Annotated in this window: 21 protein-coding genes and 2 tRNA genes; 18 read left to right on the top strand and 5 right to left on the bottom strand. The window is 68.1% G+C overall.

Annotated elements, in window-relative coordinates:
* Positions 1–722: 722 nt before the first annotated feature.
* Positions 723–1,796 carry a rod shape-determining protein gene (locus ACH34W_RS45285; protein WP_395967418.1) on the top strand — a complete coding sequence of 358 codons (1,074 nt, stop codon included), beginning with the start codon at positions 723–725 and terminating at the stop codon, positions 1,794–1,796.
* On the opposite strand, the gene ACH34W_RS45280 is transcribed toward ACH34W_RS45285, so the two are convergent.
* A complete protein-coding gene (locus ACH34W_RS45280; protein ID WP_395967417.1) occupies positions 1,698–2,924 on the bottom strand; it encodes a cytochrome P450 in 1,227 nt (408 codons plus the stop codon). The two genes, ACH34W_RS45285 and ACH34W_RS45280, sit on opposite strands and share 99 nt — an antisense overlap.
* 43 nt (positions 2,925–2,967) lie before the next feature.
* On the opposite strand from ACH34W_RS45280, the gene ACH34W_RS45275 reads away from it, so the two are divergent.
* The 3 genes from ACH34W_RS45275 (at position 2,968) to ACH34W_RS45265 (ending at position 4,181) form a co-directional block, all read left to right on the top strand.
* Complete coding sequence (locus ACH34W_RS45275; protein WP_395967416.1) at positions 2,968–3,636, top strand: TetR/AcrR family transcriptional regulator; 669 nt, start codon at positions 2,968–2,970, stop codon at positions 3,634–3,636.
* A tRNA-Met gene (locus ACH34W_RS45270) sits at positions 3,614–3,687 on the top strand. The genes ACH34W_RS45275 and ACH34W_RS45270 overlap by 23 nt, the downstream gene beginning before the upstream one ends.
* A gap of 131 nt (positions 3,688–3,818) precedes the next feature.
* On the top strand, positions 3,819–4,181 hold the full coding sequence (locus ACH34W_RS45265) for a DUF3054 domain-containing protein (protein ID WP_395967415.1): 363 nt from the start codon (positions 3,819–3,821) through the stop codon (positions 4,179–4,181).
* Here the strand turns inward: ACH34W_RS45265 and ACH34W_RS45260 are convergent.
* Positions 4,170–4,979 (bottom strand): alpha/beta hydrolase, encoded by an 810-nt coding sequence (locus ACH34W_RS45260; RefSeq protein ID WP_395967414.1) that lies wholly within the window; start codon positions 4,977–4,979, stop codon positions 4,170–4,172. The two genes, ACH34W_RS45265 and ACH34W_RS45260, sit on opposite strands and share 12 nt — an antisense overlap.
* Before the next feature lie 357 nt (positions 4,980–5,336).
* Here ACH34W_RS45260 and ACH34W_RS45255 point away from each other — a divergent pair, with 357 nt between their 5' ends.
* The 4 genes from ACH34W_RS45255 (at position 5,337) to ACH34W_RS45240 (ending at position 12,481) form a co-directional block, all read left to right on the top strand.
* Positions 5,337–6,998 carry an AMP-binding protein gene (locus ACH34W_RS45255; RefSeq protein WP_395967413.1) on the top strand — a complete coding sequence of 554 codons (1,662 nt, stop codon included), beginning with the start codon at positions 5,337–5,339 and terminating at the stop codon, positions 6,996–6,998.
* A gap of 63 nt (positions 6,999–7,061) precedes the next feature.
* Positions 7,062–10,040: an AMP-binding protein gene (locus ACH34W_RS45250; RefSeq protein WP_395967412.1), complete on the top strand. Its 2,979-nt coding sequence runs from the start codon at positions 7,062–7,064 to the stop codon at positions 10,038–10,040.
* Between the two features lie 271 nt (positions 10,041–10,311).
* Positions 10,312–11,661 (top strand): cytochrome P450, encoded by a 1,350-nt coding sequence (locus tag ACH34W_RS45245; RefSeq protein WP_395967411.1) that lies wholly within the window; start codon positions 10,312–10,314, stop codon positions 11,659–11,661.
* A 16-nt stretch (positions 11,662–11,677) separates the two neighbouring features.
* Positions 11,678–12,481 (top strand): SDR family oxidoreductase, encoded by an 804-nt coding sequence (locus ACH34W_RS45240; RefSeq protein ID WP_395967410.1) that lies wholly within the window; start codon positions 11,678–11,680, stop codon positions 12,479–12,481.
* 77 nt (positions 12,482–12,558) lie between these two features.
* Here ACH34W_RS45240 and ACH34W_RS45235 read toward each other — a convergent pair whose 3' ends face one another.
* A complete protein-coding gene (locus ACH34W_RS45235; RefSeq protein WP_395967409.1) occupies positions 12,559–13,401 on the bottom strand; it encodes an oxygenase MpaB family protein in 843 nt (280 codons plus the stop codon).
* Between the two features lie 103 nt (positions 13,402–13,504).
* Between ACH34W_RS45235 and ACH34W_RS45230 the strand changes: the two genes are divergently transcribed.
* The 7 genes from ACH34W_RS45230 (at position 13,505) to ACH34W_RS45200 (ending at position 19,180) form a co-directional block, all read left to right on the top strand.
* Complete coding sequence (locus tag ACH34W_RS45230; protein WP_395967408.1) at positions 13,505–14,110, top strand: TetR/AcrR family transcriptional regulator; 606 nt, start codon at positions 13,505–13,507, stop codon at positions 14,108–14,110.
* A 166-nt stretch (positions 14,111–14,276) separates the two neighbouring features.
* Positions 14,277–14,870, top strand: coding sequence for a DUF2867 domain-containing protein (locus ACH34W_RS45225; protein WP_395967407.1), 594 nt, complete (start codon positions 14,277–14,279; stop codon positions 14,868–14,870).
* 106 nt (positions 14,871–14,976) lie between these two features.
* Positions 14,977–15,051: transfer RNA gene (locus tag ACH34W_RS45220), tRNA-Met, on the top strand.
* A gap of 388 nt (positions 15,052–15,439) precedes the next feature.
* The gene (locus ACH34W_RS45215; RefSeq protein ID WP_395967406.1) at positions 15,440–15,868 is read left to right on the top strand and encodes an STAS domain-containing protein; all 429 of its coding nucleotides are present in this window, start codon (positions 15,440–15,442) and stop codon (positions 15,866–15,868) included.
* A 17-nt stretch (positions 15,869–15,885) separates the two neighbouring features.
* Positions 15,886–17,013, top strand: coding sequence for a N(5)-(carboxyethyl)ornithine synthase (locus tag ACH34W_RS45210; RefSeq protein ID WP_395967405.1), 1,128 nt, complete (start codon positions 15,886–15,888; stop codon positions 17,011–17,013).
* Positions 17,014–17,072: 59 nt separating this feature from the next.
* A complete protein-coding gene (locus ACH34W_RS45205) occupies positions 17,073–18,530 on the top strand; it encodes a carboxylesterase/lipase family protein (protein ID WP_395967404.1) in 1,458 nt (485 codons plus the stop codon).
* 149 nt (positions 18,531–18,679) lie between these two features.
* Positions 18,680–19,180, top strand: a complete 501-nt coding sequence (locus ACH34W_RS45200; protein ID WP_395967403.1) for a hypothetical protein — start codon at positions 18,680–18,682, stop codon at positions 19,178–19,180.
* Positions 19,181–19,689: 509 nt separating this feature from the next.
* Here the strand turns inward: ACH34W_RS45200 and ACH34W_RS45195 are convergent.
* Positions 19,690–20,379, bottom strand: coding sequence for an SDR family oxidoreductase (locus ACH34W_RS45195; protein WP_395967402.1), 690 nt, complete (start codon positions 20,377–20,379; stop codon positions 19,690–19,692).
* A 68-nt stretch (positions 20,380–20,447) separates the two neighbouring features.
* Between ACH34W_RS45195 and ACH34W_RS45190 the strand changes: the two genes are divergently transcribed.
* Positions 20,448–21,020, top strand: a complete 573-nt coding sequence (locus ACH34W_RS45190) for a TetR/AcrR family transcriptional regulator (protein ID WP_395967401.1) — start codon at positions 20,448–20,450, stop codon at positions 21,018–21,020.
* A gap of 748 nt (positions 21,021–21,768) precedes the next feature.
* On the opposite strand, the gene ACH34W_RS45185 is transcribed toward ACH34W_RS45190, so the two are convergent.
* A complete protein-coding gene (locus ACH34W_RS45185; protein ID WP_395967400.1) occupies positions 21,769–22,509 on the bottom strand; it encodes a GNAT family N-acetyltransferase in 741 nt (246 codons plus the stop codon).
* Between the two features lie 1,063 nt (positions 22,510–23,572).
* Here ACH34W_RS45185 and ACH34W_RS45180 point away from each other — a divergent pair.
* A complete protein-coding gene (locus ACH34W_RS45180) occupies positions 23,573–24,166 on the top strand; it encodes a hypothetical protein (protein WP_395967399.1) in 594 nt (197 codons plus the stop codon).
* A gap of 6 nt (positions 24,167–24,172) precedes the next feature.
* The gene (locus ACH34W_RS45175; protein WP_395967398.1) at positions 24,173–24,628 is read left to right on the top strand and encodes a hypothetical protein; all 456 of its coding nucleotides are present in this window, start codon (positions 24,173–24,175) and stop codon (positions 24,626–24,628) included.
* The last annotated feature ends 51 nt before the right edge of the window (positions 24,629–24,679 follow it).

Below are 24,679 nucleotides of genomic sequence, written 5' to 3'. Positions count from 1 at the left end.
CCCTGGGAACGGCCCTCCACCACCACAGCAGTGATCACCAAACGCCTCATCGACATCGCCAGAGACTGACGGCCCGCTCATTCCGATGTCTTGAGACACCCCATTCCTATGTCCTGAGCGAACACACTGCCCCCGCTACAGGGTTTGGGGTTGGTGTGCTCGCGGAAAGCGCGAGCCATCAACCCCTTCGCCATTCCCAGGGGGGCGACCCCCTGGAACCCCCGATGCAGGGGCTCCGCCCCCGCACCCCCGCGGGGCTCCGCCCCATTCGGGGCTCCGCCCCATCATGGGGCTCCGCCCCTTTTTAGGGGCTTCGCCCCCTTGCAGGGGCTCCGCCCCCAGCACCCCCATGGGCTTCGCCCTTTTGCAGGGGCTCCGCCCCCAGCACCCCCATGGGCTTCGCCCTTTTGCAGGGGCTCCGGCCCCAGCACCCCCATGGGGCTTCGCCCCTTTTTGCAAGGGCTCCGCCCTGCACCCGCACCGGGCTGAGGTGGTTGGTCGGAGTGGCTTTGTTGTGCGGGGTTGCGCGAGGCACCAACCTCTTCGCCATTTCTTCACTAGCGAGTAGGCATCTCCTGATTCCGCGCCCTTGCTGTCATCAGAGCACGGGACGCCTGGAACGGGGGCCGACGATCTTTGGTGTCCTCTTGACATGACGCGGGCCCTGAAGGTCTGGGCAGCGGGTATGTCGCGTACAACGTCGGATCGGCAAGGGCCTGATCATGGGGATGCTCAGCAGGGACATCGCGGTCGACCTCGGGACCGCCAACACCCGTGTCTACGTGCTGGGCAAGGGTCTGGTGCTGAACGAGCCGTCACTGGTGGCCGTGGAGGACAACAACGTGATCGCCGCGGGCTCGGAGGCGCAGCGGATGGTCGGTTGTGCTGCGATCTCGATCGGGCATCCCATGCGGAACGGGACGATCGCGGAGTTCGGTCTCGCCGACGGCATGCTGCGGCAATTCATGTCGCGGGCGAACAGGTGGGGCCGGATCGCGCCCCCGCGTGTGGCGGTCGCGGTGCCGAGCGGGGCGACGGCGGTGGAACGGCGGGCGGCCCAGGACGTGGCCTTCCAGGCGGGTGCGCGTGCGGTGTATCTCGTCGAGGTGCCGATCGCGGCCGCCCTTGGGTGCGGGCTGACCATCGGAGACGCCAGGGCGGCCCTCATCGCCGACATCGGCGCCGGCTCGACCGATATCGCGATCATTTCCGCGGGCGGTGTCGTCCTCGCCCACACGGCGCGGGTCGGTGGAGATGACGTTGACCGGGCGATCGTCTCGTACGTCCGGTCGGAGCGCGCGATGCTCGTCGGGGAGCTGGCGGTGGGGAAGCAACTGGCCGACGGGCCGGGCGGGCTCGTGCTCAGCGGCCGGTGGAAGGCCAGCGGGCTGCCTGGCACGGTCGAGTTGAGCGCGGAGGAGGTCAGCCATGCCGCGCTTGAGCCGATCACGGCGATCGTGACCGCGGTCCGAGCCGTTCTGGAGAACTGCCCGCCGGAGTTGTCCGGTGACCTGATGGACAGGGGAGCCGCGCTCACAGGCGGCGGTTCGCTGCTGCGCGGCCTGGCCGACCTCCTGCGCAGGGAGACCGAGATCCCGGTGCAGATCGCCGACGACCCGTTCTCCGCCGTGGTGGTCGGAACCGCGCGGCACATGAAGGGCTTGGACACGCCCAGGCGGAAGCGCCGGTCGCGGGGGTCACTGGTCCCTGTCGGCCGGGACCCGGTGAACGGTTCCTTCGTTCGGCGGCTGGATGTGGGTGGCGGGAAGCGTGGCCCAGCCTCGCGTGAACGGTGAGGAGATCCGCTTCGCGTTGCCGAGGTCGACTCCCGCGTGCGGATGGCGCGCATAGAGCTCTTCGAGGGCGATGCGGGCCTGCAGTTTGGCCAGGTGAGACCCGATGCAGAAGTGCACGCCCGTCGCGAAGCCCAGATGACGCGGGATCTCGCGAGTGATGTCGAGGGTGCCAGCGGTCGGGCCGAACTCGCGTTCGTCCCGGTTGGCCGCCCCGTACAACATCATCACCTTCTCGCCCGCCGGGATCTCGACTCCGTGCAGCGTGACGGGCCTGGTGGTCGTACGCGCCAACGCCTGGACCGAGCCTTCGAGGCGCAGGAACTCCAGCAGCGCGTTCGCGATGAGGGAGGGATCGGCGACCAGTTTTTCCCGCTGGGCATGGTGCCCGTCGAGGAGCGCGACACCGTGCGAGATGAGGTTGCCCGTGGTGTCGTTCCCGCCGGCCACCATGACAAAGCAGAAGCCGAGGATGTCCCAGTCGCTGAGACGTTCGCCGTCGATCTCTGCCCTGGTCAGCGCGCTGATGAGATCGTCGGTGGGGTCGGCGCGCCGGGCCGCCACCACGTCGCTGAAGTAGGCGAACATCTCGGCCACGGCCTCGACGGCGCCGCCTCTGAAGCCGTCGTCTTGCAGCGTGGTCAGCGTGGCCACCCACGGGTCGAAACGGGTGCGGTCGGCGGCCGGGACGCCGAGGAGATGGGCGAGGGCGAACGTGGGGAGCGGAGAGGAGAAGTCGCGGTGGAGATCGACCGGCTCGTTGTCCGCGGCCTTGCGTTCCATGTCGTCGAGGCGGCTGCGGACGAACTCCCGCAGGAGGTCTTCGAGAGCGGAGATCCGGCGTGGTGTGAAGCCGTGGCTGATCAGGCGCCGGAGCCGGGTGTGCCGGGGCGGGTCCAGCATGACCATCGTCGGGGCGAGGCCCAGCGTGCCGATCTCGTCCGGATAGAACGTCAGGCCCTGCGCGGAGGAGAACGTCGCGGGATCGCGGACCGCCGCCCAGATGTCGGCGAACCTCGACAGCGCCCAGAACGGCGGGTCGCCGTGGCGGTGCACGGGGTCGTCGTCACGGAGTCGCCGGTACGCGGGATACGGGTCGGCCTGGAAGCCAGGGTCGAACGGGTCGTACATTCTAACGCCTCCCGTTATTAACGCCCCCTGTTATTATCATCGGGTGCCGAGAGACGCAAGGGCGACCAAGGAACAGCTCATGCGGGCCGGTGCGAGGCTCTTCGCCACCGAGGGCATCGACGCCGCCCGCACGCGCGACATCGTGGCGCTGGCCGGTCAGGGCAACGACTCGGCCATCACGTACCACTTCGGGTCCCGGCGCGGCCTCCTCGAAGCGATCCTCCGCGCGGGCGTCGATCGGATGGAGCCCGCGCGGACCGAGGCGCTCGCCACCCTCGACCCCGGCGACCTCCGGGCCGTCGTCGAGGCCATCGTGGAGCCGATCGCCGAGGAACTGAAGACCGAGGAGGGGCGCGACTTCCTGCGGATCGTGGTGCAGGTCGCCGGACACGCCGGCGTACGGAGCCACACCGTGCCCACGTTGATCCGGGACACGGCGATCGCGAGACAACTCCACCTGCTCGAAGACGCCTGCCGCGCGTTCCTCCCAGCACCCCTCGCGGTGGAACGCATCGCCGTGGTCATCGCGTTCCTCACCGCGGCCCTGGCCGACCGCACCGTTCGAAAGGACTCGCTGCTCGACCACGACACGTTCGTGGCCGATCTCGTCGAGATGCTCACCGCCGCTCTGCGCGCCCCGGCAATCAGTTCGCGTTCACCCTCCGGACGCTATAGAGTTAACGCATCGCCGCGGGGTGGAGCAGTTCGGTAGCTCGCTGGGCTCATAACCCAGAGGTCGCAGGTTCAAATCCTGCCCCCGCTACAGGGTTTGGGGTTGGTGTGCTCGCAGAAAGCGCGAGCCTCCAACCCCTTCGCCATTCCCAGGGGGGCGACCCCCTGGAACCCCCGATGCAGGGGCTCCGCCCCGGGGTGCGTTCGCGTCGATAGCCTGGGGTGGTGCGGAGAGTTACGGCTGGGGTTGTGGACGTCTGTTGCGTGCTGGTGTTCGTCCTGATCGGGCGGGCCAGTCACGAGGAGGCGGCTAGCTTGGGCGGGTTTGCGACTACGGCTTGGCCGTTTCTGGTGGGACTGGCGCTGGGGTGGGGTGTTACTCGCGCCTGGCGTGAGCCGTTCGGGCTTTTGCCGGTTGGCGTGGGTATCTGGGTGATGACGGTTGCCGCCGGCATGGTGCTGCGGGCGCTTTCCGGGCAGGGTACGGCCGTTGCGTTCATTGTTGTGGCTACGGTCTTCACCGGGGTGACGTTGCTTGGGTGGCGGTTGGTGGCCAGGCGGTCGCGTGCTGGCCTAAGCGCCTAGGGACTTCATTATCAGCGGCCAGGAACGGTGCAGCTCGTACTTCCAGTAGGCCCAGCTGTGCGTGCCCTTGGCGTAGAGGTGCGTTGTTACTGGAATCTTCAGCTGTTTGAGGCGCTTGAGGAGCGGCTGGGTGGTGTACCAGCAGAACGCCTCAGCGGGGTCGGCGGCCTGTCCGGTCGGGGGGTCGAGGGGGCCTTTGACTCCCCTTCTGGCGACTGAGAGGAACAGCTTGGTGCCGCGGAGGCCCGCGGCCTTTGACACGGGGTCGTGCGCCGCCCAGATGTTGCGCTGGAAGATCGGGTGGCCCCACATCGCGTACTTGTCGGTGAACGGGCCGAGACCGGACAGACCGGTCATCAGCACGTCGGGCGCGCCGTTCGTGAGGGTGGAGCCGTAGCCGCTGTACGAGGCGGCGAAGCGGAACATGCCGGGGTGACGGGCCGCGTAGATCAACGCGCCGTATCCGCCGGACGACTGGCCCAGGACCGCGCGCTTCCTGCCTGCTCGATACCGCTTTTCTAGGAGAGAGCGTAGTTCGGTGAGGTGGAACGTCTCCCACGCCGGGCTGCCACCTCGGCCGTAGTTCCACCAGTTGGTGTAGCCGCCCGCAAAGCCGCCTTCGGGCATGACGACCAGCACTTGGCGGCGTGCGGCCAGGGCGGCGATGTCGGTCTTCTTGGTCCAGGCTGTGTAGCGGTCGTTGCCGCCGTGCAGGGCCCACACGATCGGCCAGGTGCGCTTGGCGTTGCGCGACCAGCCCTTGGGTACCAGCAGCCGGACCTTGAGCGTCTTGCGCATGGCCTTGGATTTCACTGTGAGCTCTAGCATCCGCGAGCTCACGCGTTTCTCGCCTACAGCTGTTTGCGCAGATGCCGTGTCGCTTAGCAGGCCGGCGCTGAGGAGAAGGCTGAGGGTGACGGCGGCCAAGCGGGGCTGCATGTGACCTCGTTCCTGCTCGCAGGTTTGTGCGCGACGGTAACAACGGGATCAATGGGGATGAAATGGCCTCGCGTGACGATTTTTGGCGGTCCAGTTGTCACTGGGCGCGCATGTGCAGGAGCCTGCGTTTGGTTTGTGATCGTCGCGGTTGACGCAGATGCGGCCGTCCTGGTGAAGTTACTCACGAGTCACGTGTGAACGCGAAGGGACCCCCGCATGACATCTGCGCTGCGCGACTGGCTGGACAAGCCGAACATGCGACGCGGCGTTCACCTGGCGAGTGACGATGGCGGGTGGGAGTTCCGCGACTACGGTGAGCTGGCGTCGGCCGCGCGTCGTACGTGTGGAGCGCTCATCGAGGCAGGCGTCCGGCCCGGTGACGTGGTGTGCATGGTCCTTCCGACCGACTTCACGTGCATCGAGACGTATTACGGGGTCTGGGCGGCGGGTGCCACCGTGTGTTTGATCACGCCGCCGTTGTTCCAGGACGGTGATGATTACGTTGCGCATGTCGCGGCGATTCTGCGCCAGGCCGAGCCGGTGTTGACCATTGCTTCGGCTGATCTGGCCCCGCTCGCGGCCCGTGCCATGGAGCAGGCCGGGCTGGACGGCGGGCCTTGGGAGCCCCGGCAGGCTTCGATTGAGGCCGATGTGCAGGAGCTGGGCGAGCTCGCGTTGTTGCAGTTCACGTCCGGTTCCAGCGGCGCGCCGCGGGGTGTCATGGTCACGTGGGACAACCTGGAGGCGAACTCCGAGCTCATCTCGCGCAGCGCCGGGTTCGACGAGGAGGACACCGTCGCCTCCTGGTTGCCGCTCTACCACGACATGGGCCTTATTGGGTGTTTTCTGACCCCGATCGCCCGGCAGGCCCATCTGAAGCTGATGCGGCCTGATCATTTCATTCGGGATCCTGCTCGGTGGATCCGGTGCTTCACCGAGGCGCGGCACACCGCCGCCCCTCCGTTCGCGTACGCGTATGTGGCGCGGCGGGTGAAACCGGAGCAGCTGGAGGGTGTCGATCTTTCGGGCTGGAAGACCGCGATCATCGGGGCCGAGCCGATCGATCCGCACTCGCTGGAGGTCTTCGCCGAGTTGCTGGAGCCGTTCGGGTTCTCGCGCCACGCGTTCAAGCCCGCGTTCGGCATGGCGGAGACCACGCTGCTGGTCACGCTGGACGAAGTGGAGCGCGACCCACTGGCAGTGCGGCCAGATAATGAGTCGCTGGCTTTCGGGCAGCCTGTGCGGATCCTGGAGCAGCATGGTCTGGGGCCGCAGTCAGTGGGCGCCAAGACCGGCTGGGTGGTCGGGTGCGGTACGCCTCAGGAGGATGTGCCCGTCACGATCGTGGATGATGACGGCCGGGAGCTGCCGGAGGGCTGTCTCGGTGAGATCGTTGTGGGTGGTGACTCCGCCTGCCCGGGCTACTACGCCGGGGCCGAAGGTAAATCGACGCGATTCAACGGCGGCAAGGTCTTCACGGGTGACGCCGGGTTTTTCCACGCGGGGCAGCTCTTCGTGCTCGGCCGGATGGGCGACAGCATCAAGGTGCGCGGCCGTTCGGTGTACGTGGAGGACCTCGAGGCCAAGATCGCTGAGGTCGCCCGGCTGGGCAAGGGCCGCATCGTGGTCGCCGCCGTTCCGGGCGCCGGGCAGAAGGGGCTGGCGCTCTTCGCCGAGACGACCGACGACTCGTGGGCGCCCGATGTCCGCGAGATGTTGCGCCGCCGGCTGGGGGACGAGGGGGTCGAGCTCACCATCGTCGTCGGCACCGGGCTGATCCAGCGCACCTCCAGCGGCAAGCCGCGCCGCCGCTACATGTGGGAACGCCTCCAAGCTGGGAAGATGGACGGAGCCCGTATCGTTTCCGGATCCGCCTGATCACTTATTGATAATCCTGTCCCCAGCGGACAACATGGCATCGACCCATGTGAAAGGCCGACGATGCCCTCTGTTGCCAAATCGCTCCTCCGCCTGGGTTCGCGCCTGGGCTCCACCGCCCAGAACGCGTTGGAGGTGGCGCGGTTCGGCGGGCTCGACCTCGATACGGACGCGGACGCCTCCCCGTTCGAGGTGGTGACGGAGCAGCGCGTCTACCGGCTGCGGCACTACTTCCCGGGCAGCCCGCCGGAGGACGACGTCAAACGGCCGGCGGTGCTGCTCGTCCCACCGCTGATGATCACTGCCGAGGTGTACGACATCTCGGCGCGGGTGAGCGCGGTGGGCATGCTCCACGAGTTCGGCGTCGATCCGTGGGTGGTCGACTTCGGCGCGCCCGAACGCGAGCCGGGCGGGCTGGAACGCACCATCACCGACCACGTCCTCGCGATCAGCGACGCGATCGACCGGATCCGGGAGGCGACCGGCCAGGACGTGCACCTCGCCGGTTACTCGCAGGGCGGCATGTTCGTCTACCAGGTCGCCGCGTACCGCCGCAGCAAGGGCATCGAGTCGCTGATCACGTTCGGCAGTCCCGCCGACATCAGCGTCGGCCTGCCGTTCGGGCTGCCGAGCTGGGTCGCCGCCGAGGGCGCGGGGCGCATCCCCGACCGGCTGCTCGGCAACGTCGCGGTGCCGGGATGGGTGACGCGGACCGGGTTCCAGTTGCTCAGCCCGGTCAAGTCGGTGCGCAGCCGCATCGACTTCATCCGGCAGCTGCACGATCGGGAACGGCTCGCGCCGCGCGAGCGCCAGCGGCGTTTCCTCGAACGCGAAGGCTGGGTGGCCTGGCCGGGGCCCGCGCTGGCGGAGTTCCTGCGGCAGTTCATCCAGCACAACCGGATGCTCACCGGTGGCTTCGTCATCGGCGACCGCCTCGTGACCCTGGCCGACATCTCGTGCCCGGTGGTGACGTTCGTCGGCGAGCTGGACGAGATCGCGCCGCCGCCGATGGTCCGCGGCATCCGCCGGGCGGCGCCGCGGGCCCAGGTGTACGAGGCGTCCCTGCGCGCCGGGCACTTCGGCCTTGTCGTGGGCTCGCTCGCGCTGGCGCAGACCTGGCCCGCCGTCGCCGAGTGGGCGAAGTGGCGCGCCGGGCAATCCGACCTGCCAGAGATCATCGTGCCGGTCGAGGGCGAGGCTGCGGCATCGACCGCGAGCCCGCCCGGCGGGACGGTCGGCTACGGCGTGCAGCTCGCGACCGGTGTCGGCGCGAGTGCCGTGCGTTCGGCCGCGGTGACCGTCTCCCGGGCGGTACGCGGCGGACGCCAGCTCGCCGGCGAGGCCGCACAGAACCTGCCCCGCCTCGCCCGCCTCGAACGCATCCAGTCCGACACGCGCATGTCGCTCGGACTCCTCCTCGACGAGCAGGCGCAGCGGGCACCGGACGACATCTTCTTCCTCTACCAGGGGCGGGCACACACCCAGGCCGCGGCCAAGACGCGCATCGACGCCGTCGTCCGGGGACTCATCAGCATCGGCGTCCGGCAGGGCGACGCGGTGGGCGTCTTCATGGAGACCCGGCCGAGCGCACTGGCGCTGGTCGCCGCGCTGAGCCGCCTCGGCGCCGTCGCCGTCCTGCACCGGCCCGACGGCGACTTGGCGCGCGAGATCGATCTCGGCCGCGTGACGAGGGTCGTGGCTGATCCGCAGAACGCCGCGCGCGCCTGCGAGCTCTCCGGGGACGTGCCCTGCTACATGCTCGGCGGCGGGGAGCGCGGCCTTGGGCTGCCGCTCATGGACATGGAACGCATCGACCCGGACGAGGTGCCGCTGCCTGGCTGGTACCGGCCCAACCCGGGGCGCGCGGGCGACACCGCGTTCATACTCTTCACCGGCGACGGCGAACACCTGCGTGCGGCCCGCATCACCAACCGGCGATGGGCGCTGTCGGCGTTCGGCACGGCCTCGTCGGCGGCGCTATCACCGGCTGACACGGTCTTCAGCATCACGCCGTTGCATCACCCGTCGGCGCTCCTGATGAGCTTTGGCGGAGCGGTCGCGGGCGGCGCCCGGCTCGCCCTGGCCAGCGCGTACGACCCGGAGACGTTCTGGGACGAGGCGCGGCGTTACGGCGTCACCGTCGCCTCGTACACCTGGACCCTCCTGCGCGACCTGGTGAACGCGCCGCCTCACCCGGGGGAACGCCACCACCCGGTGCGGTTGTTCATTGGCTCCGGCATGCCACGCGGATTGTGGCGGCGGGTCGAGGACCGGTTTGCGCCGGCCCGGGTGCTGGAGTTCTACGCCGCCACTGAGGGTGAGGCGATCCTGGTCAACCTGAGCGGCAAGAAGCCCGGCTCGTTGGGCCGCCCGCTGCCCGGCAGCGCGGAGGTGCGGCTGGCGCGCTACGACCTGGAGAACGGGCGGCTCGCCGAGGGACCGGACGGCTTCGCGCAGGAATGCGAGCCGAACGAGATCGGCATGCTGGTCGCACGCGTCAAGCCAAGCCGCGTCACCACGACCCCTCGCGTCATACGCGGCGTGTTCAAACCCGAGGACGCCTGGACGATCACCGGCGACCTGTTCCGGCGGGACGCCGACGGGGACTTCTGGCTGGTCGGCCGCGACGCCGAGCTGATCCGGACCGCAGAGGGCATCGTGCCGCCAGGCCCCATCCGGAACGCCCTCGACGATCTGCCGTACATCGACGCGGTCGCTGTCTACGGCATCCCGGTCGGCGACACCGAGATGGCTGCGGCCGCCGTTACCCTGCGCGGTGACGGCGAGGTCAAGCCGGTCGACTTGTCGGAGGCGCTGCTGCGAGTGGAGCCCGAACTGCGTCCCGCGATCGTCCGGGTCGTGGACGACATCCCGGTCACCGCTGGCCGCCGCCTCCGCACGGCGCCGCTCCGAGAAGAGGGCGTCCCAATACCGGCTGACGGCCGCACGTACTACCGCGACCGCTCCGGCGCGTACCGCCTCCTCACCGACACCGCCCGCCGCCGCATCCTCCGCAACAAGCCCGCCGCTAAAGCCCGCTAGTCCGCCGCAAAGGCCTGCTAATCCGCCGCCAAGGGCCCGCTGATCCGTCGCCAAAGCCTGCCCATCCTCCACCTGAGGCCCAGCAACGGACGCGCCATCACCGTGCGGTTGTTGCGCGCGTGCGTCAGTTGCACATGGGCCGACAGCGGCGGCGGCTCCGCAGGCGACGGTTTGCCTACTCTGGACATGCGGTTGCCCGGTGCGTTACAACAAAGCTACATATTCCGCACATCTGTTCCACGTCCCGGCGCGACCGGGGGCCGGAGGGCCTATGGGCACGAGCATCCTCGCAGCGCCACCGCAAGGCAGTGATCTCAAGCCGGTACGCGGAGAGCCAGGTCTCCCGTACATCGGCAACACGATCAAGGTCATGCGCGACCCGTTCGGGTTCGCCCGTATGCGGTACGACCAGTTCGGGCCGGTCACCTGGGGGTGGCTGCTCGGGCAGCGGATCGTCACCGTGCAGGGACCCGAGGCGGCCGAGGCGGTGCTGGTCAACAGGGACAAGGCTTTCGCGAACGGGCCCGCGTGGAGTTACTTCATCGGGCCGTTCTTCTACCGCGGCATCATGCTCCTGGACTTCGAGGAGCACCTGCACCACCGGCGCATCATGCAGCAGGCGTTCACCAAGGCGCGGCTGCGGTCGTACATGGACGCCATGGCGCCCGGGATCAGCAAGGGCCTCGACGCCTGGGAGCCCCAGAGGGGGTTCAAGGTCTACGACCACGTCAAGCAGCTCACGCTGGATCTGGCGACGGACGTCTTCATGGGTGTCGAGTTGGAACGTGCCGAGGCCGACAGGGTCAACGGCGCGTTCATTGGCGCTGTGCGTGCGGGGACCGCCTATGTGCGCTTTCCGGTGCCTGGGCTTCGCTGGCACAAGGGCCTGAAGGCGCGGAAGGCACTGGAGGTGTTCTTCCGCCAGCACCTGCCCGCCAAGCGAAGTGAAGGGGGCGATGACCTCTTTGCTGCACTGTGCCAGGCGGAGACCGACGACGGTCATCGCTTCACCGATGACGATGTCGTCAACCACATGATCTTCGCGCTGATGGCGGCGCACGACACCACCACGATCACGCTCACGACGATGGCGTACTACCTCGCCAAGTACCCCGAGTGGCAGGAACGGGTACGTGAGGAGTCGCTGGCCCTCGGCGGCCCGCTGGAGTTCGACGACCTCGACAAGCTCGAGTCGATCGATCTGGTGATGAAGGAGGCGACGCGGCTGGTGGCTCCCGTGCCGGCGTTGCCGCGGAAGGTCGTCAAGGACACCTCGATCCTTGGTTTCCACATTCCAGCTGGCACGACCGTGATGGTTCCTGCACTGACCAACCATCACATGCCCGAATGGTGGCCGGAGCCTGACAGGTTCGATCCGGGGAGGTTCGCAGCCGACCGCCGTGAGGACAAGGTGCACAAGTACGCGTGGGCTCCGTTCGGCGGCGGCGCGCACAAGTGCATCGGCCTGCATTTCGCCGGTATGCAGGTCAAGGGCATCATGCACCAGCTCGTCCAGCGCTACCGGTGGAGCGTGCCCGCGCGGTACGAATGGCCGCTCGACACCACCTCCCTGCCCTCGCCCAAGGACGGCCTGCCCGTCAAACTGGAGTTGATCCAATGAGCCTGGAGTTCGCCCAATGAGCAAGGTCATCGCCATCACCGGCGCCGCACGCGGCATAGGACTCGCCACCGCCCGCGCGCTGAAGGACAAGGGCGCCACGGTCGTGATCGGTGACATCGACGAGGCGGCGGTCAAGGAGACGGGGGACAAGCTCGGCGTCCAGGCGTTCACGGTCGACGTCACCTCGCGCGAGTCGTTCGAGGCCTTTCTGGGCAAGGTCGAATCCGAGGCCGGCGGGCTGGACGTGCTCGTCAACAACGCCGGCATCATGCCGATCGGCCCGGTGACCGCGGAAAGCGACGCCGACGCTCGCCGGTGCATCGACATCAACGTGCACGGTGTCATGCTCGGCACCAAACTCGCCCTGGACCGCATGCTCTCGCGAGGACACGGGCAGATCATCAACATCGCCTCGGTCGCGGGCGTGGTGCCGACGCCCGGGATGGCCCTCTACAACGCGAGCAAGGCCGCCGTCGTCGCGTTCACCGAGGCCACCCGGCTGGAGGTGCAGGATCGGGGCGTCCACGTCTCAGCGGTGCTGCCCACGTTCACCAACACCGAGCTGATCGCGGGCACCCGCAGCCCCAAGGGCCAGAAGAACGCCGAGCCGGAGGACATCGCCGCGGCTGTTGTCGCGCTGGTCGGCAAGCCCCGCGCGCAGGTCGTGGTCCCGGCGAAGCTCGCCGCCCAGATCCGCCTCGGCGCCCTCATGCCGGACCGCCTCAAGCAGGCGATCGCGCGCCGCTACGGCCTCGACAAGATCTTCCTGGAGTACGACGCGGACGCTCGCAAGTCCTACGACGCCCGTATCCGCAGTTAACCGAGGCGGCGGGATGCCGAAGGCGTCAGCAGTGGGTGGCCCTCGGTCTGCGTCGTTGGCGGAGGTGTCCTAAGTCGTTAGCGGGGGCGGCCGTCGCGGCGGAAGGCCGCCCTCGCCTGCGGGAGGTAGCGGGTGGCCTCTGGCAGTAGTGGCCAGGCTCGGTTGAGACGGCGGACTCCGGCGGCGAAGCGCTGGTAGCGGCGCTCGTCGGCGGTGTTCCACGGCAGGTCGAGGAGTTCGCGCATGCGCGGATGCAGGCCACCGACCGTGATGAAGCGGGCCACCGAGTTGAACGGCGGCGAGACCGCGCGCCACAGCCGGGCCGGAACCTTGGGCGGGGCAGGCAGCCCCTTGATGACGTAGCCGACGCCATAGCGGGCGGTCTTATGCGGGACGACGACCTCTTCGAGCATGCGCTTCCAATACGCCTGGAAGGCCTCCCAGTCTTCGGGCATGCCTCGGTCGCTCACCCCGTACATGCGGAACCAGGTCTTGGACTCCTCATAGATCCGGCGCTTCTCGGCTTCGCTGAGGGGCCGGATGAACCTCTCGATCCCGTACACCATGGTGTCGAGGAAGGTCGCATGCGCCCAGAAGTAGGTCTCCGGATCGAGCGCGTGATAGCGGGAGCCGTCCGGCATCGTGCCCTTGATGTCCCGGTGGTAGTCGCGGACCTGCTGCCCGATCTCCGCCGACCGCGAACCGCCGTACACCGTGTTGAGGATCGGCCCGGCGGAGCGCTTGAGGCGCGCGAACGTCTCGGAGAAGAACACCGAGTGGTCCAGGACTCCCTGACCGAGCGCGGGCAGCATGTTCTGCAGCACGGCCGCGCGGGGTCCCACCAGCAACATCCGGGTGTCGCCGAAGTACCGCCAGGTCAACGAATCCGGGCCGAGCGGCTCGGTCGCCTTCTCCGTCATGGGCACCGCCAAGAGGAACGCGAGGAACAGAACTACGAAGATTGTAGCTGTGTCTCGTTCCGGGTTACAGTGGGGGATCGGGCCAGGAAATAGGGTTATGACCATGGACGCTGCGTTGACCGGGCTGCTCGCCGCCACCCCTGACACCGACGATCTGGACACCCGGATCCTCGATGCCGCCCTGGCGGAGTTCGAGACGTACGGGTTGCGCCGCGTCAGCGTCGAAGACGTCGCCAAGCGCGCCGGAGTCGCCCGTACGACCATCTACCGGCGGTTCACCAACAAGGAGCAGCTCCTCCAGGCCGTGATCCTGCGCGAGGTACGCCGCTTCCTCACCGCCATCGCCGACGCGACCGAAGACCTGCCCTCGCCCGAGGACGCCGTCGTCGAGGGCTTCGTCGCCGGTCTCCAGGGCGCCCGTACCCACCCGCTCATGACGCGTGTCCTGCAGAGCGAGCCCGAGGCGTTCCTCCCGCAACTCAGCATGAACGGCGGCGCCGTCATGGTCGCCGCCCGCGACATCCTCGCCGACCGGCTCCGCCGCGCCCGTCCCGACGACCCCCAGGACTTCGCGACGGTCGCCGAGGTCCTCCTGCGAGTCGCGGTCTCCCTCCTCCTCGTTCCCGGCGGCGGTCTGACTCTGGACGACGAACCCGCCATCCGTGCGTTCGCCCGCGACTACCTCACCCGCATGCTCCACGCTCACTGACGCACTGAGGGCGCGGATCTCGTCGAGGACGTTCTACTGGACGACGGCCGGCTCGTTCGTTGTGATCTTCATTTCCCCTGGCTCTTCCCGAGTGGTGGTCGTTCAGTGAGATGTAACATACGTACATGCATGTACGTATGGAAGGGTCTCGCAAGAGGAGGCAGCGGTGAGGGTGTCGAAAGCCGAGCACACGGAACGGCCGTGGCGGATCCACGAGATCGTCGGCGACTTCAAGGTGGAGGACGTGTGGGTCCTGCGGACGCCTGGCGGTGGACCGGACGACCTGCCTCGGCTCGTGTCGAGCCTGCTCTCGGCCGACTTTCCCGAGGGCGCCCCGCTACCCGTGCGGGTGGTCTGGAATGTCCGCTGGAAGCTGGGCGCGCTGTTCGGCTGGGACCGCGAGAAGGAGGGCGTCGGTGCCCGGGTGCCGTCGCTCATGGAACGGATGCCGGACGACCTGCTGAACGCGCCGCGAGGTCCGGGGTTCCAGGGCGTCCCGTTCACGTCGCTTTATCTGATCCAGGACGAGTGGGCGGCGGAGATGGCCAACCGCACCGTCCACACGGTCATGCACATCGGCTGGGTCCCGGACGGATCGGGCGGCTACCGGGGCCAGATGGCGGTCCTGGTGAAGGTCAACGGGTGGTTTGGCCGCGCCTACATGGCAGCGATCATGCCGTTCCGGTATCTGCTCGTGTACCCGGCGCTCATGCGCCTGATCGAGCGCGGCTGGCGGGAGTCCGCTCCTGCCCACGACTGAGCCGTAGTGCGCGTTCAGGAGTGAGTTGCCGTTCCCTCCTGGTCAGCTCGCCCTCGGAAAACCGATTGCCGCAGGACGGCAAGGCTTCGTATCGTGGACGTATCGATGCGGGGTGGAGGCAATTCGGAAGCCCACCGGTCTCATAAGCCGGGTTATGCAGGTTCAAATCCTGTCCCCGCCACTGAATGGACGCCCGGGCAGCCAGTCGGCGGCCCGGGCGTTCGCCAGGAGTAGCAGGTGAAAAATTGGAAGCGAGCGCCGCAGAATAGTTGAGGTTTTTCTGCATTTCGGCGTCGGATGCGCGTAGACTTCGGGTATCTGGCAACGATGACATCTCACTATTGAGGCTGGTTCGCCACTTGCACCCCTGAAGGGGATGTCACGTCGACACCGCGTCCAACGCGGAGTACGGCGGCGTCTCAGGAGCGATCAGACGCCCGCGATCACCGCCTTCCGGACCACGCCGCCGATGTCATCGGCCAGGGCCGTCGCCACATCATGCTCCATGTGGCCGACCGGCCGGCTCAACAACCCTGACCTGCCGACGCAGGTCGAAGATGGAGATTTTCATGCTTCACACCGTCCAACGCCCCGCGCCGGAGCGAGCCGACAAGGCTCTCTCGGTGCTGCGAAGACCCGCCTACACCGTCGCCCGGCTGCGGGGGGAGATCGATATCGCCACCGCGCCGCCCTTGCGGGAGAGGCTGCTGGCCGCCGTTCGCCCCGACACCCGGCTGCTGGTCCTGGACGTGGCGGGAGTGCCGTTCTGCGACGCGGCGGGGCTGGGCGTGCTGCTCGGCACCTGGCGTCGTGCCAACGCGCTCGGCGTCGCCTTCGTTCTGGCCGGGCCCTGCCCCCAGGTCGTCAAGCTGCTGGAAGCCACCGGTCTGGACAGTGAGCTCACCGTCCGCGCGACCGTGGCCGACGCGATCGCCTGGCCGCTCACCCGGCACGGCGCCGTCCGGCCGTCCCGTGCCAAGGTCTCGGTCCTGCGTTGATGCTCAGCCTCGGGGTGATGGCGCGGTCCCGCAAAGAGAACGAACGGCGTCTGCCGATCCACCCCCTTCATCTGTCGCGTATCGAGCCCGGCATCCGGTCGAGGATCTTCCTTGAACGCGGGTACGGCGCGAACTTCGGCATGTCCGACGAGCAGCTGGCCCCCTTGGTGGCCGGAATCCTGCCCCGCGACCGGCTCATCGCTGACTGCGACGTCATCCTCAATCCCAAGCCGCTCGCCCAGGATCTGGCGGAGCTGCGCGAAGGGCAGACCCTCTGGGGCTGGCCGCACTGCGTCCAGGACCGGGAGATCACTCAGCTGGCCATCGACCGGCGGCTGACGCTCATCGCCTTCGAGGCGATGAACCACTGGTCCGCCAGTGGCGGATTCAGCCTGCACGTCTTCCACAAGAACAACGAGCTGGCGGGCTACTCCTCGGTCCTGCACGCCCTCGCGCTCACCGGAGTGACCGGCGACTACGGCCGCCGGCTGCGGGCGGCCGTCATCAGCTTCGGGGCGACCGCGCGCGGCGCGGTGACCGCCCTCAACGCGCATGGCGTGCACGACGTGCACGTGCTCACCCACCGCGGGGTCACCGCGGTGGCCTCGCCGATCCACTCGGCGAGCATCGTGCACTTCGACCATGACGCCGACCGCCCGACCCGCACGCTTGCCCTGGTCGATGGGAAGTCGGTGCCGATGGCGACATTCCTCGCCGAGCACGACATCGTGGTCAACTGCGTGCTGCAGAACACCGACGCCCCGCTGATGTTCGCCGCCACGGACGAGTTGCCGGTGTTCGCGCCGGGCACGCTCATCGTCGACGTGTCCTGCGACGCGGGGATGGGATTCGAATGGGCCCGGCCGACCACGTTCACCGAGCCGATGTTCACGGTGGGCGACAACGTCCGCTTCTACGGCGTCGATCACAGCCCGTCATACCTGTGGGACTCGGCCACCTGGGAGATCAGCCAGGCTCTGCTCCCGCACCTGCCGACGGTGCTCGCCGGGCCGGCGGCCTGGCAGGCCGATCAGACGATCCGGCGTGCCATCGAGATCCGCGGGGGCGTCGTCCAGAATCCGGCGATCCTGTCCTTCCAGGACCGTTCGGCGAGCTACCCGCACGGGGAGCGGCGCACCGCCTGACGCGGTTCCGTGGAGGGCGTACGCTCGTTTGAACTTCGTTCTAGTTCGGGTGGGCGCGCATGGAGACGGTCGTTCAGACGTCGTACGGCAAGGTCCGCGGCAAGGTCGAGGACGGCGTCGCTGCCTTTCTGGGGATCCCGTACGCCGCGCCGCCGTTCGGCCCCAACCGCTTCCAGGTGCCGCAGCCGCCAGAGCCCTGGGACGGCGTGCGAGACGCCACGGAGTACGGGCCGACAGTGCCCAAGCCCGGCTATCCGAAGCCGTACGACGCGCTGCTGCCAGACCCTGTGATCCCGGGTGAGGACTGCCTCAACCTGAACGTGTGGACTCCCGGCGGCTCTGGGTTGCCGGTCATGGTGTGGATCCACGGCGGTGCCTTCCGAAACGGCTCGGGCGCGGTGGACATCTACAACGGGCGGACCTTCGCGCGTGACGGCGCGGTGTGCGTGACGATCAACTACCGGCTGGGTGTCGAGGGCTTCGCCAGCCTGCCGGGCGCGCCGCTCAACCGCGGTCTGCGCGACCAGATCGCGGCGCTGGAGTGGGTACGCGACAACATCGCGGCGTTCGGCGGGGATCCGGACCGGGTGACGGCGTTCGGCGAGTCGGCCGGTGCGATGAGCGTCACCACGCTGCTCTCGCTGGATCTCGGTCTCTTCCACCGGGCGATCGCGCAGTCCGGCGCCGGCAGCATCGCCCAGTCGCCCGAGGACGCATTGCTGGTCACCAAGGAGCTGGCCGCGCGGCTGGGCGTCGAGCCCACCGCTGAGGGCTTCGCCGCGCTCGACCCCGCCACGATCATTCCGGTGCAGGCTGCGGTCGCCGCCGAGGTGGCGGCGCTGCCCGATCCCGGCCGGTGGGGCCGGACGACCGCGGCGGCAGCCATGTCGCTCATGCCGGTGCTGGACGACGATCTCTATGTCCGTCGTGCGGAGGACGCGATCGCGGACGGGGCAGGACGCGACGTGGATCTGCTCATCGGCTGCACGGCCGAGGAGTTCCGCCTCTTCTTGATGCCGAACGGGCTCGCGGACGCGCTCACCCCCGACCTGGTGAACATCATCGCCACCGGCTTCGGCATCCAGCCCTCCGTCACCACCGCCTACCGCGACAACCACGCCGACCTGTCAGCCGGCGAGGTACTGGCCCTGCTCATCACGGACAGCTTCTTCCGGCTGCCCGCCAACCGCGTCGCGGAGGCGCACTCGCCGACCTGGATGTACGAGTTCGGCTGGTGCTCGCCGAACCTCGGGCTAGGTGCGTGCCATGCCTTGGAACTCGGCTTCGTTTTCGACAACCTGCGCTCGCCCGACGCCTTGGGGATGGCGGGAGAGAATCCGCCGCAGGAACTGGCCGACGTCATGCACAAGGCGTGGGTCGACTTCGCTGTGACCGGCGACCCAGGCTGGCCGCGGTTCGACACGTCCGCCCGTTCCGTCAAGGTCTTCGACGGCGCCGCGAACGAAGTCGTTCAGGACCCACGAGGCGAGGACCGCAAAGTCTGGGACTCTCTGTGACAAACACCACATGTGAGCGTTCAGCTACTAAGCGTAGTAACCAACTGTGACTGTCCAGCGGTGCTTCTGGTCATCTGCCCACTGTCGCCGAGGTCGCTGCCTGTAAGGCGCCGATCGAACTCGGGCATCCCGGGTTGGTCCTGCGCCCCGTGGTACTCGGGCCTGACTCAATCAAAAAGGTCACCACCCTCGCGGAAGCCATCTCCAACATCGAGCTTGCCGTCCTGTCATGCGGCGCTCACGGAGACGGCCCGGACGGCAAGGTTATTCTTGAGGTGGTGACCGAGGCCCTCGACACCATCGACATCGACAAGGCTGGCCAGTACACCGACCTGCTCGGCTCCATGCTCGGGGAGTCAGGGCTGCTGCTGCTGGAGGAACTTCTCTTGAACGCGCAATACGAGTACGTCAGCGAGTTCTCCCAGAAGTTGCGCGCTGAAGGCGAGGCGAAGGGGCAGGCGCTGGGGGAAGCGCGGGGGGAGGCACGGGGGGAAGCGAGGATGCTCCTCCTTGTGCTCGCCGGGCGCGGGATCGTTGTGGATCCCAAGTCCGAGGCGCGAATCCGTGCCTGTCCGGATACCGACCAGCTTGAACGGTGGGGAGCCCGGGCACTCGACATCACCCATATCGAGGAGCTCTTCGCCGAGTGAACGAGAAGGCGTGGCTACAGAACCTCCTCACGAACGGGCATTTCGCGCTGCCGAAATCGCACATTGTCAGCGAGTCGAAGGTAAGGACCCCGGCCAGCAGTATCAGTGGACGGATCGGCTAGTTGGCGTTCCCCGTCCCGAGGAGCTTTTCGGCGAGAACGGTGCCGGGCCAGGCAGCACGCGTGCTGCCTGGCCCGGGTCGTTAGGTGGGAGCCGACGTCCACGGCCACCGTTGGCCTGTCCCACATCCACTTGGAGTGGGAAAACCACATCCCGTTGGCTGCCGCCTTCATGCGGAAAGGTCAGGCCGGTCTTGTGGCCGTCCTCGTGCCGGGGAAGTTCGACCGAGGTGAAGGTCGCTCCGCCGACAGTGGTGGGATTAACCTAAGGATTGTTGATCTTGATTTGAGAAAGGGCTGCGGCCCCGGTGGGGGCCGCCGGCCGGCCTGCGCGCCGCTGACAGGCCGGATTGGTCCCGGGTGGTGATGCGACAGCGCCATCAAGGGAGGTCAGGCAACGGTGAAACCACCGTCGACGGGCAGGATCGTACCGGTCACATAGCTCGCCTCTACGAGGTACCGGATCGCCTCGGCGACGTCGGCAGGGCGGCCCACCCGCTTGGCCGGCAGACCGCTGGCGACCTCCGCGAACTGGGCCTGTTTGTGCTCTTCGGGCAGGAACGACCACCACGGCGTGTCGATGATCCCGGGTGACACGGCGTTGACCCGGACCGGCGCGAGTTCGGCCGCCAGTGGCGACACCATCCGCTCGATCGCCCCGTTCACCGCTGCCAGCGACACCGTGCCGGGCAGGGAAGCCCGTGCGGAGGCGGCCGAGACGAAGGTGATCGACCCAGTCACCCGGGCGGACTGAATCGCCGACAGGTAGGCGAAGAGCTTGCCCTCGAACGCCGCCTTGATGTCGGCCAGAGCGGTGTCGGCCAGCGCCCCCATGCCGACCGCACCCGAGCTGAATGCCAGCACCAGGTGGTCGAACGGGCCGATCCGTTCGAAGAACGCGGTGACCTCACCTTCGTCTGTGCCGTCCACCATCTCCGCCGCGGCCATCCGGTCCTTGACCGCCGCGAGCTTCTCCGGGTCGCGCCCGGTGACGATCACCTCGGCACCGTCGGCGGCCAGCCGTTCAGCCGTGGCCAGGCCGATGCCGGACGTGCCACCCAGAATCACAACGCGCATCATGCGCCTCCATTTCTAGACGTGATGTCTCGATATTAATTCGAGACAGTGCGTCCTGTAAAGTGGGCGGCATGTCGGACCAGCGAGGACCCGGGCGACCACGAAGCCAGACGGCCCGGCGGGCGATCCTCACCGCCGCCCTGACAGAGCTGGAGGATCAGGGCTACGCCGCCCTCACCATGCAGGGCATCGCTGCCCGCGCCGGCGTGGGCAAACAGACGATCTACCGCTGGTGGCCCTCCAAGGCCGACGTCGTGCTCGAAGCCCTGGTCGACCTGGCCGAGACCCGGATCAGCGTTCCGGACGAAGGCTCACTGCCCGCCGACCTGATGGCGTTCCTGGACGCCACGTTCCGCCAGCAGGGCCAGCGCCCGATCCTGATCGGCCTGATGGCCCAGGCATTGCTCGACCCGGCCTTCGCCGCCGCGTTCCGGGACCGTTTCCTGTTCACCCGCCGCGCCGCACTACGGCAGATCGTGGACCGCGCATCCGTCCGAGGTGAGATCTCCCCGGACATCGATCCGGAGCTGGTCATCGACATCGTCTATGGCGTGCTGTGGTACCGCCTGATGCTCGACCACGCCCCGCTCGACAAAACGGCGGCCCGCCAGCTCACCGCACTGCTGCTGCGGGCCGTTACCTGACCGGCGCCCTCAGGAAGCCCCTATGGCCAGCTGCCTGAGATGTGGAAGTTGCCAGCGCGGAGAGCACCGGGCCGTGCTCGGCAAACAACATCCCCGGATCGTCAGCGACAGGGGCCAGTCATTCATGCCCGGCCTGGCGCCAAGGTCCCCGGTGATCGCGAACGCGAAGAAGGGAACGGGCAAGGCTAGGCGCCAAGACGACCGCACGTTTGATGACGAGAGAGGCTTGGTCGCCCGCGCGTGGGAAGGCTGGTGCTGGAACTTTCCAGCCATGCTCACATCTGGTGCCAAGGCGACCGCGCGTTTGGTGGGGAAGAGCTTTGCCGTGCTGCGCGCGGCGAGGCTGGTGCTGCCACATGCCGACCATGCTCATGGCCGCTGCGGCATCGGCCGCCCTTTGGTGCGGCTGATTGCCCGGCTGCAGGTCACTGCGAGGCTGGGCTCAGACTCGGCAGCGAGGCGAGCGGGAGGCAGGGCTGGGCGCCGACGTGACCGCATATCTGGTGGTGGAAGAGGGAGCTTTGCCGCGCTGTGGGCGGGGAGGCTGATACTGCCGCGTCCCGGCCAATGCTCTTGGCCCGTAGCGATCCTAGTTCTGTGATCTCGGCATCGGCTCGTCGGCGTACAGGTTCAGGTGCAAGCCGGGTACAGGTAACCGTGCAGGGATGATCGGGCGTGTCACGGTTGTGATTTTGAAGCCCGCGCGGCGGCAGGCGTCTGCTTCCCGGGTGTCGAAGTGGCCGCGGTCTTATGGCACATACTCGAGGAACCGGCCAAGATCGCGAAAGCCCACGGCTGCGTAGATGTGCTCGGCCATCTCCGTCGACTGCAGGCTCGCCGTCCGGCAGCCGCGCCCGAGCGCATCGTGTGCCTGGAGGACGGTCAGCGCGGTGCCCAGCCCGCGCCGCCGAGCCCGCTCCAGCGTTCCCACGTTGTAGATCCCGCAGTCGTCGCCGTGGTCGAACGCCATCGCCGTGGCGACGTTCTCGCCGCCAAGGCGTGCGAGCAGGATGTGGAAGGCAGTCCAATCGGCCCCACCGAGAAAACCGGGCGGCACCCCGACGATGCGCAGATACTCAGACCAATCCGGTCGCCCGAGTTCGATCTGCGGCGGGGGCAGGCGCAGGTCGTCGAGCACCATGCCCATGGCACGCGTCGACTCGGCGAATGTGTAGCCGCGCCGTTCCAGATCGCCGCGCATCGCCGTGTCGCTCTCGTGCACCCATGCGGCAAAATGCGCAACACCGGCCGCCGCGTACGTGCTCTCCATCGCATCCAGCGCCTCGGCACGCGCGGCAGCGGCCAGGTCGCGTTCCAGCAGTGCGTTGTTGTAGACGGCGCGTTCTGGCCCGGACGGAAAGACGGCCGTGGCGACGCCGGGCAGGCGCTGAACCGCCGCGCCGGTCACTGCGCGGGCGTACTCCTGCCAGGAGGCAAGCAGCGTCTTGGCGCCGCGCAGGTACAGATCGGCGTCGGTCAGCGCAGCCATCGCGCGGCCTCCTCAGACTTCCCAGAGCTCGGGCACCAGCACCCGCCTCGCGGTACCTACTCACGCCACCAGTGAGCCGTCCGCCAGCAACGCCTCACGCGGGCCCTTGAACCAATCGATCTCCACCATCACACCCACAAGACCGAAGTGCCCGCCGCCCAGGCTCCGACCATAAGTTACGGACCCGGCCCAGCTCCACGGCCTTTCCGCCTCGATCCCGATGCCAGCACGGGCAGACGGGGAGATCATCCAACTACCGCCACCCCGGCGGCCCACGACCGCCACTGACAGCTCTGCACATTTACCGGCTCTGTCGCTGATCTTGTGACCGTGGGCTCAGTCCTGGAGCAGGATCCGCTTGCAGAGAAGGTCGAGGTTGGCTCGGCCGTATCCGTCTCTTGATGCGCTAGACTCGCGTGTTCTGCCCCCGGCCTGCCCAGAGGTCAAGGGGACCGACAGCCGGGCGGTCACGGCGACGGGCGGGGGCGCCGGGGGCGAAGGGTCGCTGATGTTGCGGCGGGCCTGCTCGGAGGCGGTCTCGGGCATGGAGCACGTGTAGCTGCTGCTGACGATGCCGAGGGCCGCGCCGGCCTGCTGCATGGTGTCGTTGAGGGCCGAGCTGATACTGGCCTGCTCGGTGGGACGGCGCCTTTCAGCACGGAGATCGCGGCGGGCATGGCCAGGCCGCCGTCAGCGCCCAGCACAGCCAGGGCGACTGCTCGAGGGCAAAGCCGGTGTCGGCCGAGAGCGCGCCGGCGCCGGTGGCCATGACGACTCGGCCGATGAGCGCGGCGGGGATTCCCTTCCTGCGTCATATTCATCGGAGGTGGTGTCGGTCGGGTCGCTGGGCTGGGAGCTGTGGCGGCTGGCACGCCCTCGCTGGGCAGACGGCGTGCGCGGTGCTGGATGAGGCGGGGATCGGCTGCGGAGTGTTCATGCGGCCCGTGCCGCCGTACCTGTGTGCCTTCGGGTACGTCGGGCTCGTGTTGTGAACGGCGTGCGTATCGGAACGGTGCGCGAGGCGGTGTTTCGACTTCGGTTAGTGCGGAGATATATTCGGCTTATGCGAAGTGAGGCGCCGCCGCTCCTGCCGATCTTCAGGTCTCGGCATCAGGCCGACCTGCTCACCGTGCTGTTCTTCCATCCTGACCAGGATTTCACGCTGGCGGAGCTCTCCCGGCGGCTGGGCGTGTCGATGTCCACGCTGCACGGCGAGGTGGGCCGGTTGCTGGACGCGGAGCTCATCACTGCGCGGGCGGTCGGTCGTTCCCGGCTGCTGCGGGCCAACACCGGCCACCTGGTCGCCGACGCGCTGGCCCGGCTGCTCACGCTCACGTTCGGTCCCCAGGTGGCGGTGGCCGACTCGTTCGCCCAGGTGGCCGGGGTCCAGACGGTGCTGATCTTCGGCTCGTGGGCCCGGCGCTATGAGGGCGAGGCCGGTCCGTTCCCGAACGACGTGGACGTGCTCGTGCTCGGGGACGTCGACCGCGCGGAGGTCTACGAGGCGGCGGAGGTCGCCCAGGACCGGCTCGACCTGCCGGTCAACCCGGTCGTCCGGCCCGCCGATCGCTGGCTTGCCGGCACGGATCCGCTCGTTCAGCAGGTCAAGGCATCGCCGTTCGTGATTGCATACGGTGATCTTCCGGCGGACGGGTGAGGCGGCATGGCGCGTTGGGCACGAGGTGAAGCCGTCATCGAACGGCTGATCGCCACCGGGGAGCTGCAGAAGGTCCAGGGTCCAGCCGCTGACGGTGAACCCTGGTTGACAAAGGCACAGCGGACCTATGCCTCGGCGGTCGTGCTTGGTGCCACCGACCGCGACAGCGCTTACGTCCTCGCTTATGACGCCGCGCGCCTTGCGGGGACCGCCGTGCTCGCCCACCAGGGGCTCCGGCCGACGACCAAGGGCGGGCACCTGGTCGTGGACGAGGTGCTGCGCGCTCAGTTCGGCGAGGTGTTCAAGCCGTTCAGGGGCCTTCGCATCCGCCGCAACGAGCTGGAGTATCCGGCCTTTCCAGGTGACAGCGCGGACGAGGCTGAGATCGAGAAGGCGCTCAGCAGTGCGGACCACATCGTGAAGGCCGCGCAGAAGCTCCTTCCCAGTCTCGGCATCTTCTGATTTGTTGCCGTTCTGGCAACGAGGTTTGTCAATCCCGGCACACATCGTTGA

It is taken from the genome of Actinomadura sp. 6N118, from assembly GCF_044326415.1.
Taxonomy (GTDB): domain Bacteria; phylum Actinomycetota; class Actinomycetes; order Streptosporangiales; family Streptosporangiaceae; genus Spirillospora.
Note: the sequence above shows the minus strand (reverse complement) of the source record. Positions and strands in the feature narration are given on the sequence as shown.

Coding starts and splice junctions, on each gene's coding strand:
- ACH34W_RS45285 (WP_395967418.1), top strand. CDS start 723: ATGGGGATGCTCAGCAGGGACATCGCGGTCGACCTCGGGACCGCCAAC.
- ACH34W_RS45280 (WP_395967417.1), bottom strand. CDS start 2,924: ATGTACGACCCGTTCGACCCTGGCTTCCAGGCCGACCCGTATCCCGCG.
- ACH34W_RS45260 (WP_395967414.1), bottom strand. CDS start 4,979: ATGCGCAAGACGCTCAAGGTCCGGCTGCTGGTACCCAAGGGCTGGTCG.
- ACH34W_RS45255 (WP_395967413.1), top strand. CDS start 5,337: ATGACATCTGCGCTGCGCGACTGGCTGGACAAGCCGAACATGCGACGC.
- ACH34W_RS45250 (WP_395967412.1), top strand. CDS start 7,062: ATGCCCTCTGTTGCCAAATCGCTCCTCCGCCTGGGTTCGCGCCTGGGC.
- ACH34W_RS45245 (WP_395967411.1), top strand. CDS start 10,312: ATGGGCACGAGCATCCTCGCAGCGCCACCGCAAGGCAGTGATCTCAAG.
- ACH34W_RS45240 (WP_395967410.1), top strand. CDS start 11,678: ATGAGCAAGGTCATCGCCATCACCGGCGCCGCACGCGGCATAGGACTC.
- ACH34W_RS45235 (WP_395967409.1), bottom strand. CDS start 13,401: ATGACGGAGAAGGCGACCGAGCCGCTCGGCCCGGATTCGTTGACCTGG.
- ACH34W_RS45230 (WP_395967408.1), top strand. CDS start 13,505: ATGGACGCTGCGTTGACCGGGCTGCTCGCCGCCACCCCTGACACCGAC.
- ACH34W_RS45215 (WP_395967406.1), top strand. CDS start 15,440: ATGCTTCACACCGTCCAACGCCCCGCGCCGGAGCGAGCCGACAAGGCT.
- ACH34W_RS45210 (WP_395967405.1), top strand. CDS start 15,886: ATGGCGCGGTCCCGCAAAGAGAACGAACGGCGTCTGCCGATCCACCCC.
- ACH34W_RS45205 (WP_395967404.1), top strand. CDS start 17,073: ATGGAGACGGTCGTTCAGACGTCGTACGGCAAGGTCCGCGGCAAGGTC.
- ACH34W_RS45195 (WP_395967402.1), bottom strand. CDS start 20,379: ATGATGCGCGTTGTGATTCTGGGTGGCACGTCCGGCATCGGCCTGGCC.
- ACH34W_RS45190 (WP_395967401.1), top strand. CDS start 20,448: ATGTCGGACCAGCGAGGACCCGGGCGACCACGAAGCCAGACGGCCCGG.
- ACH34W_RS45185 (WP_395967400.1), bottom strand. CDS start 22,509: ATGGCTGCGCTGACCGACGCCGATCTGTACCTGCGCGGCGCCAAGACG.
- ACH34W_RS45180 (WP_395967399.1), top strand. CDS start 23,573: ATGCGAAGTGAGGCGCCGCCGCTCCTGCCGATCTTCAGGTCTCGGCAT.
- ACH34W_RS45175 (WP_395967398.1), top strand. CDS start 24,173: ATGGCGCGTTGGGCACGAGGTGAAGCCGTCATCGAACGGCTGATCGCC.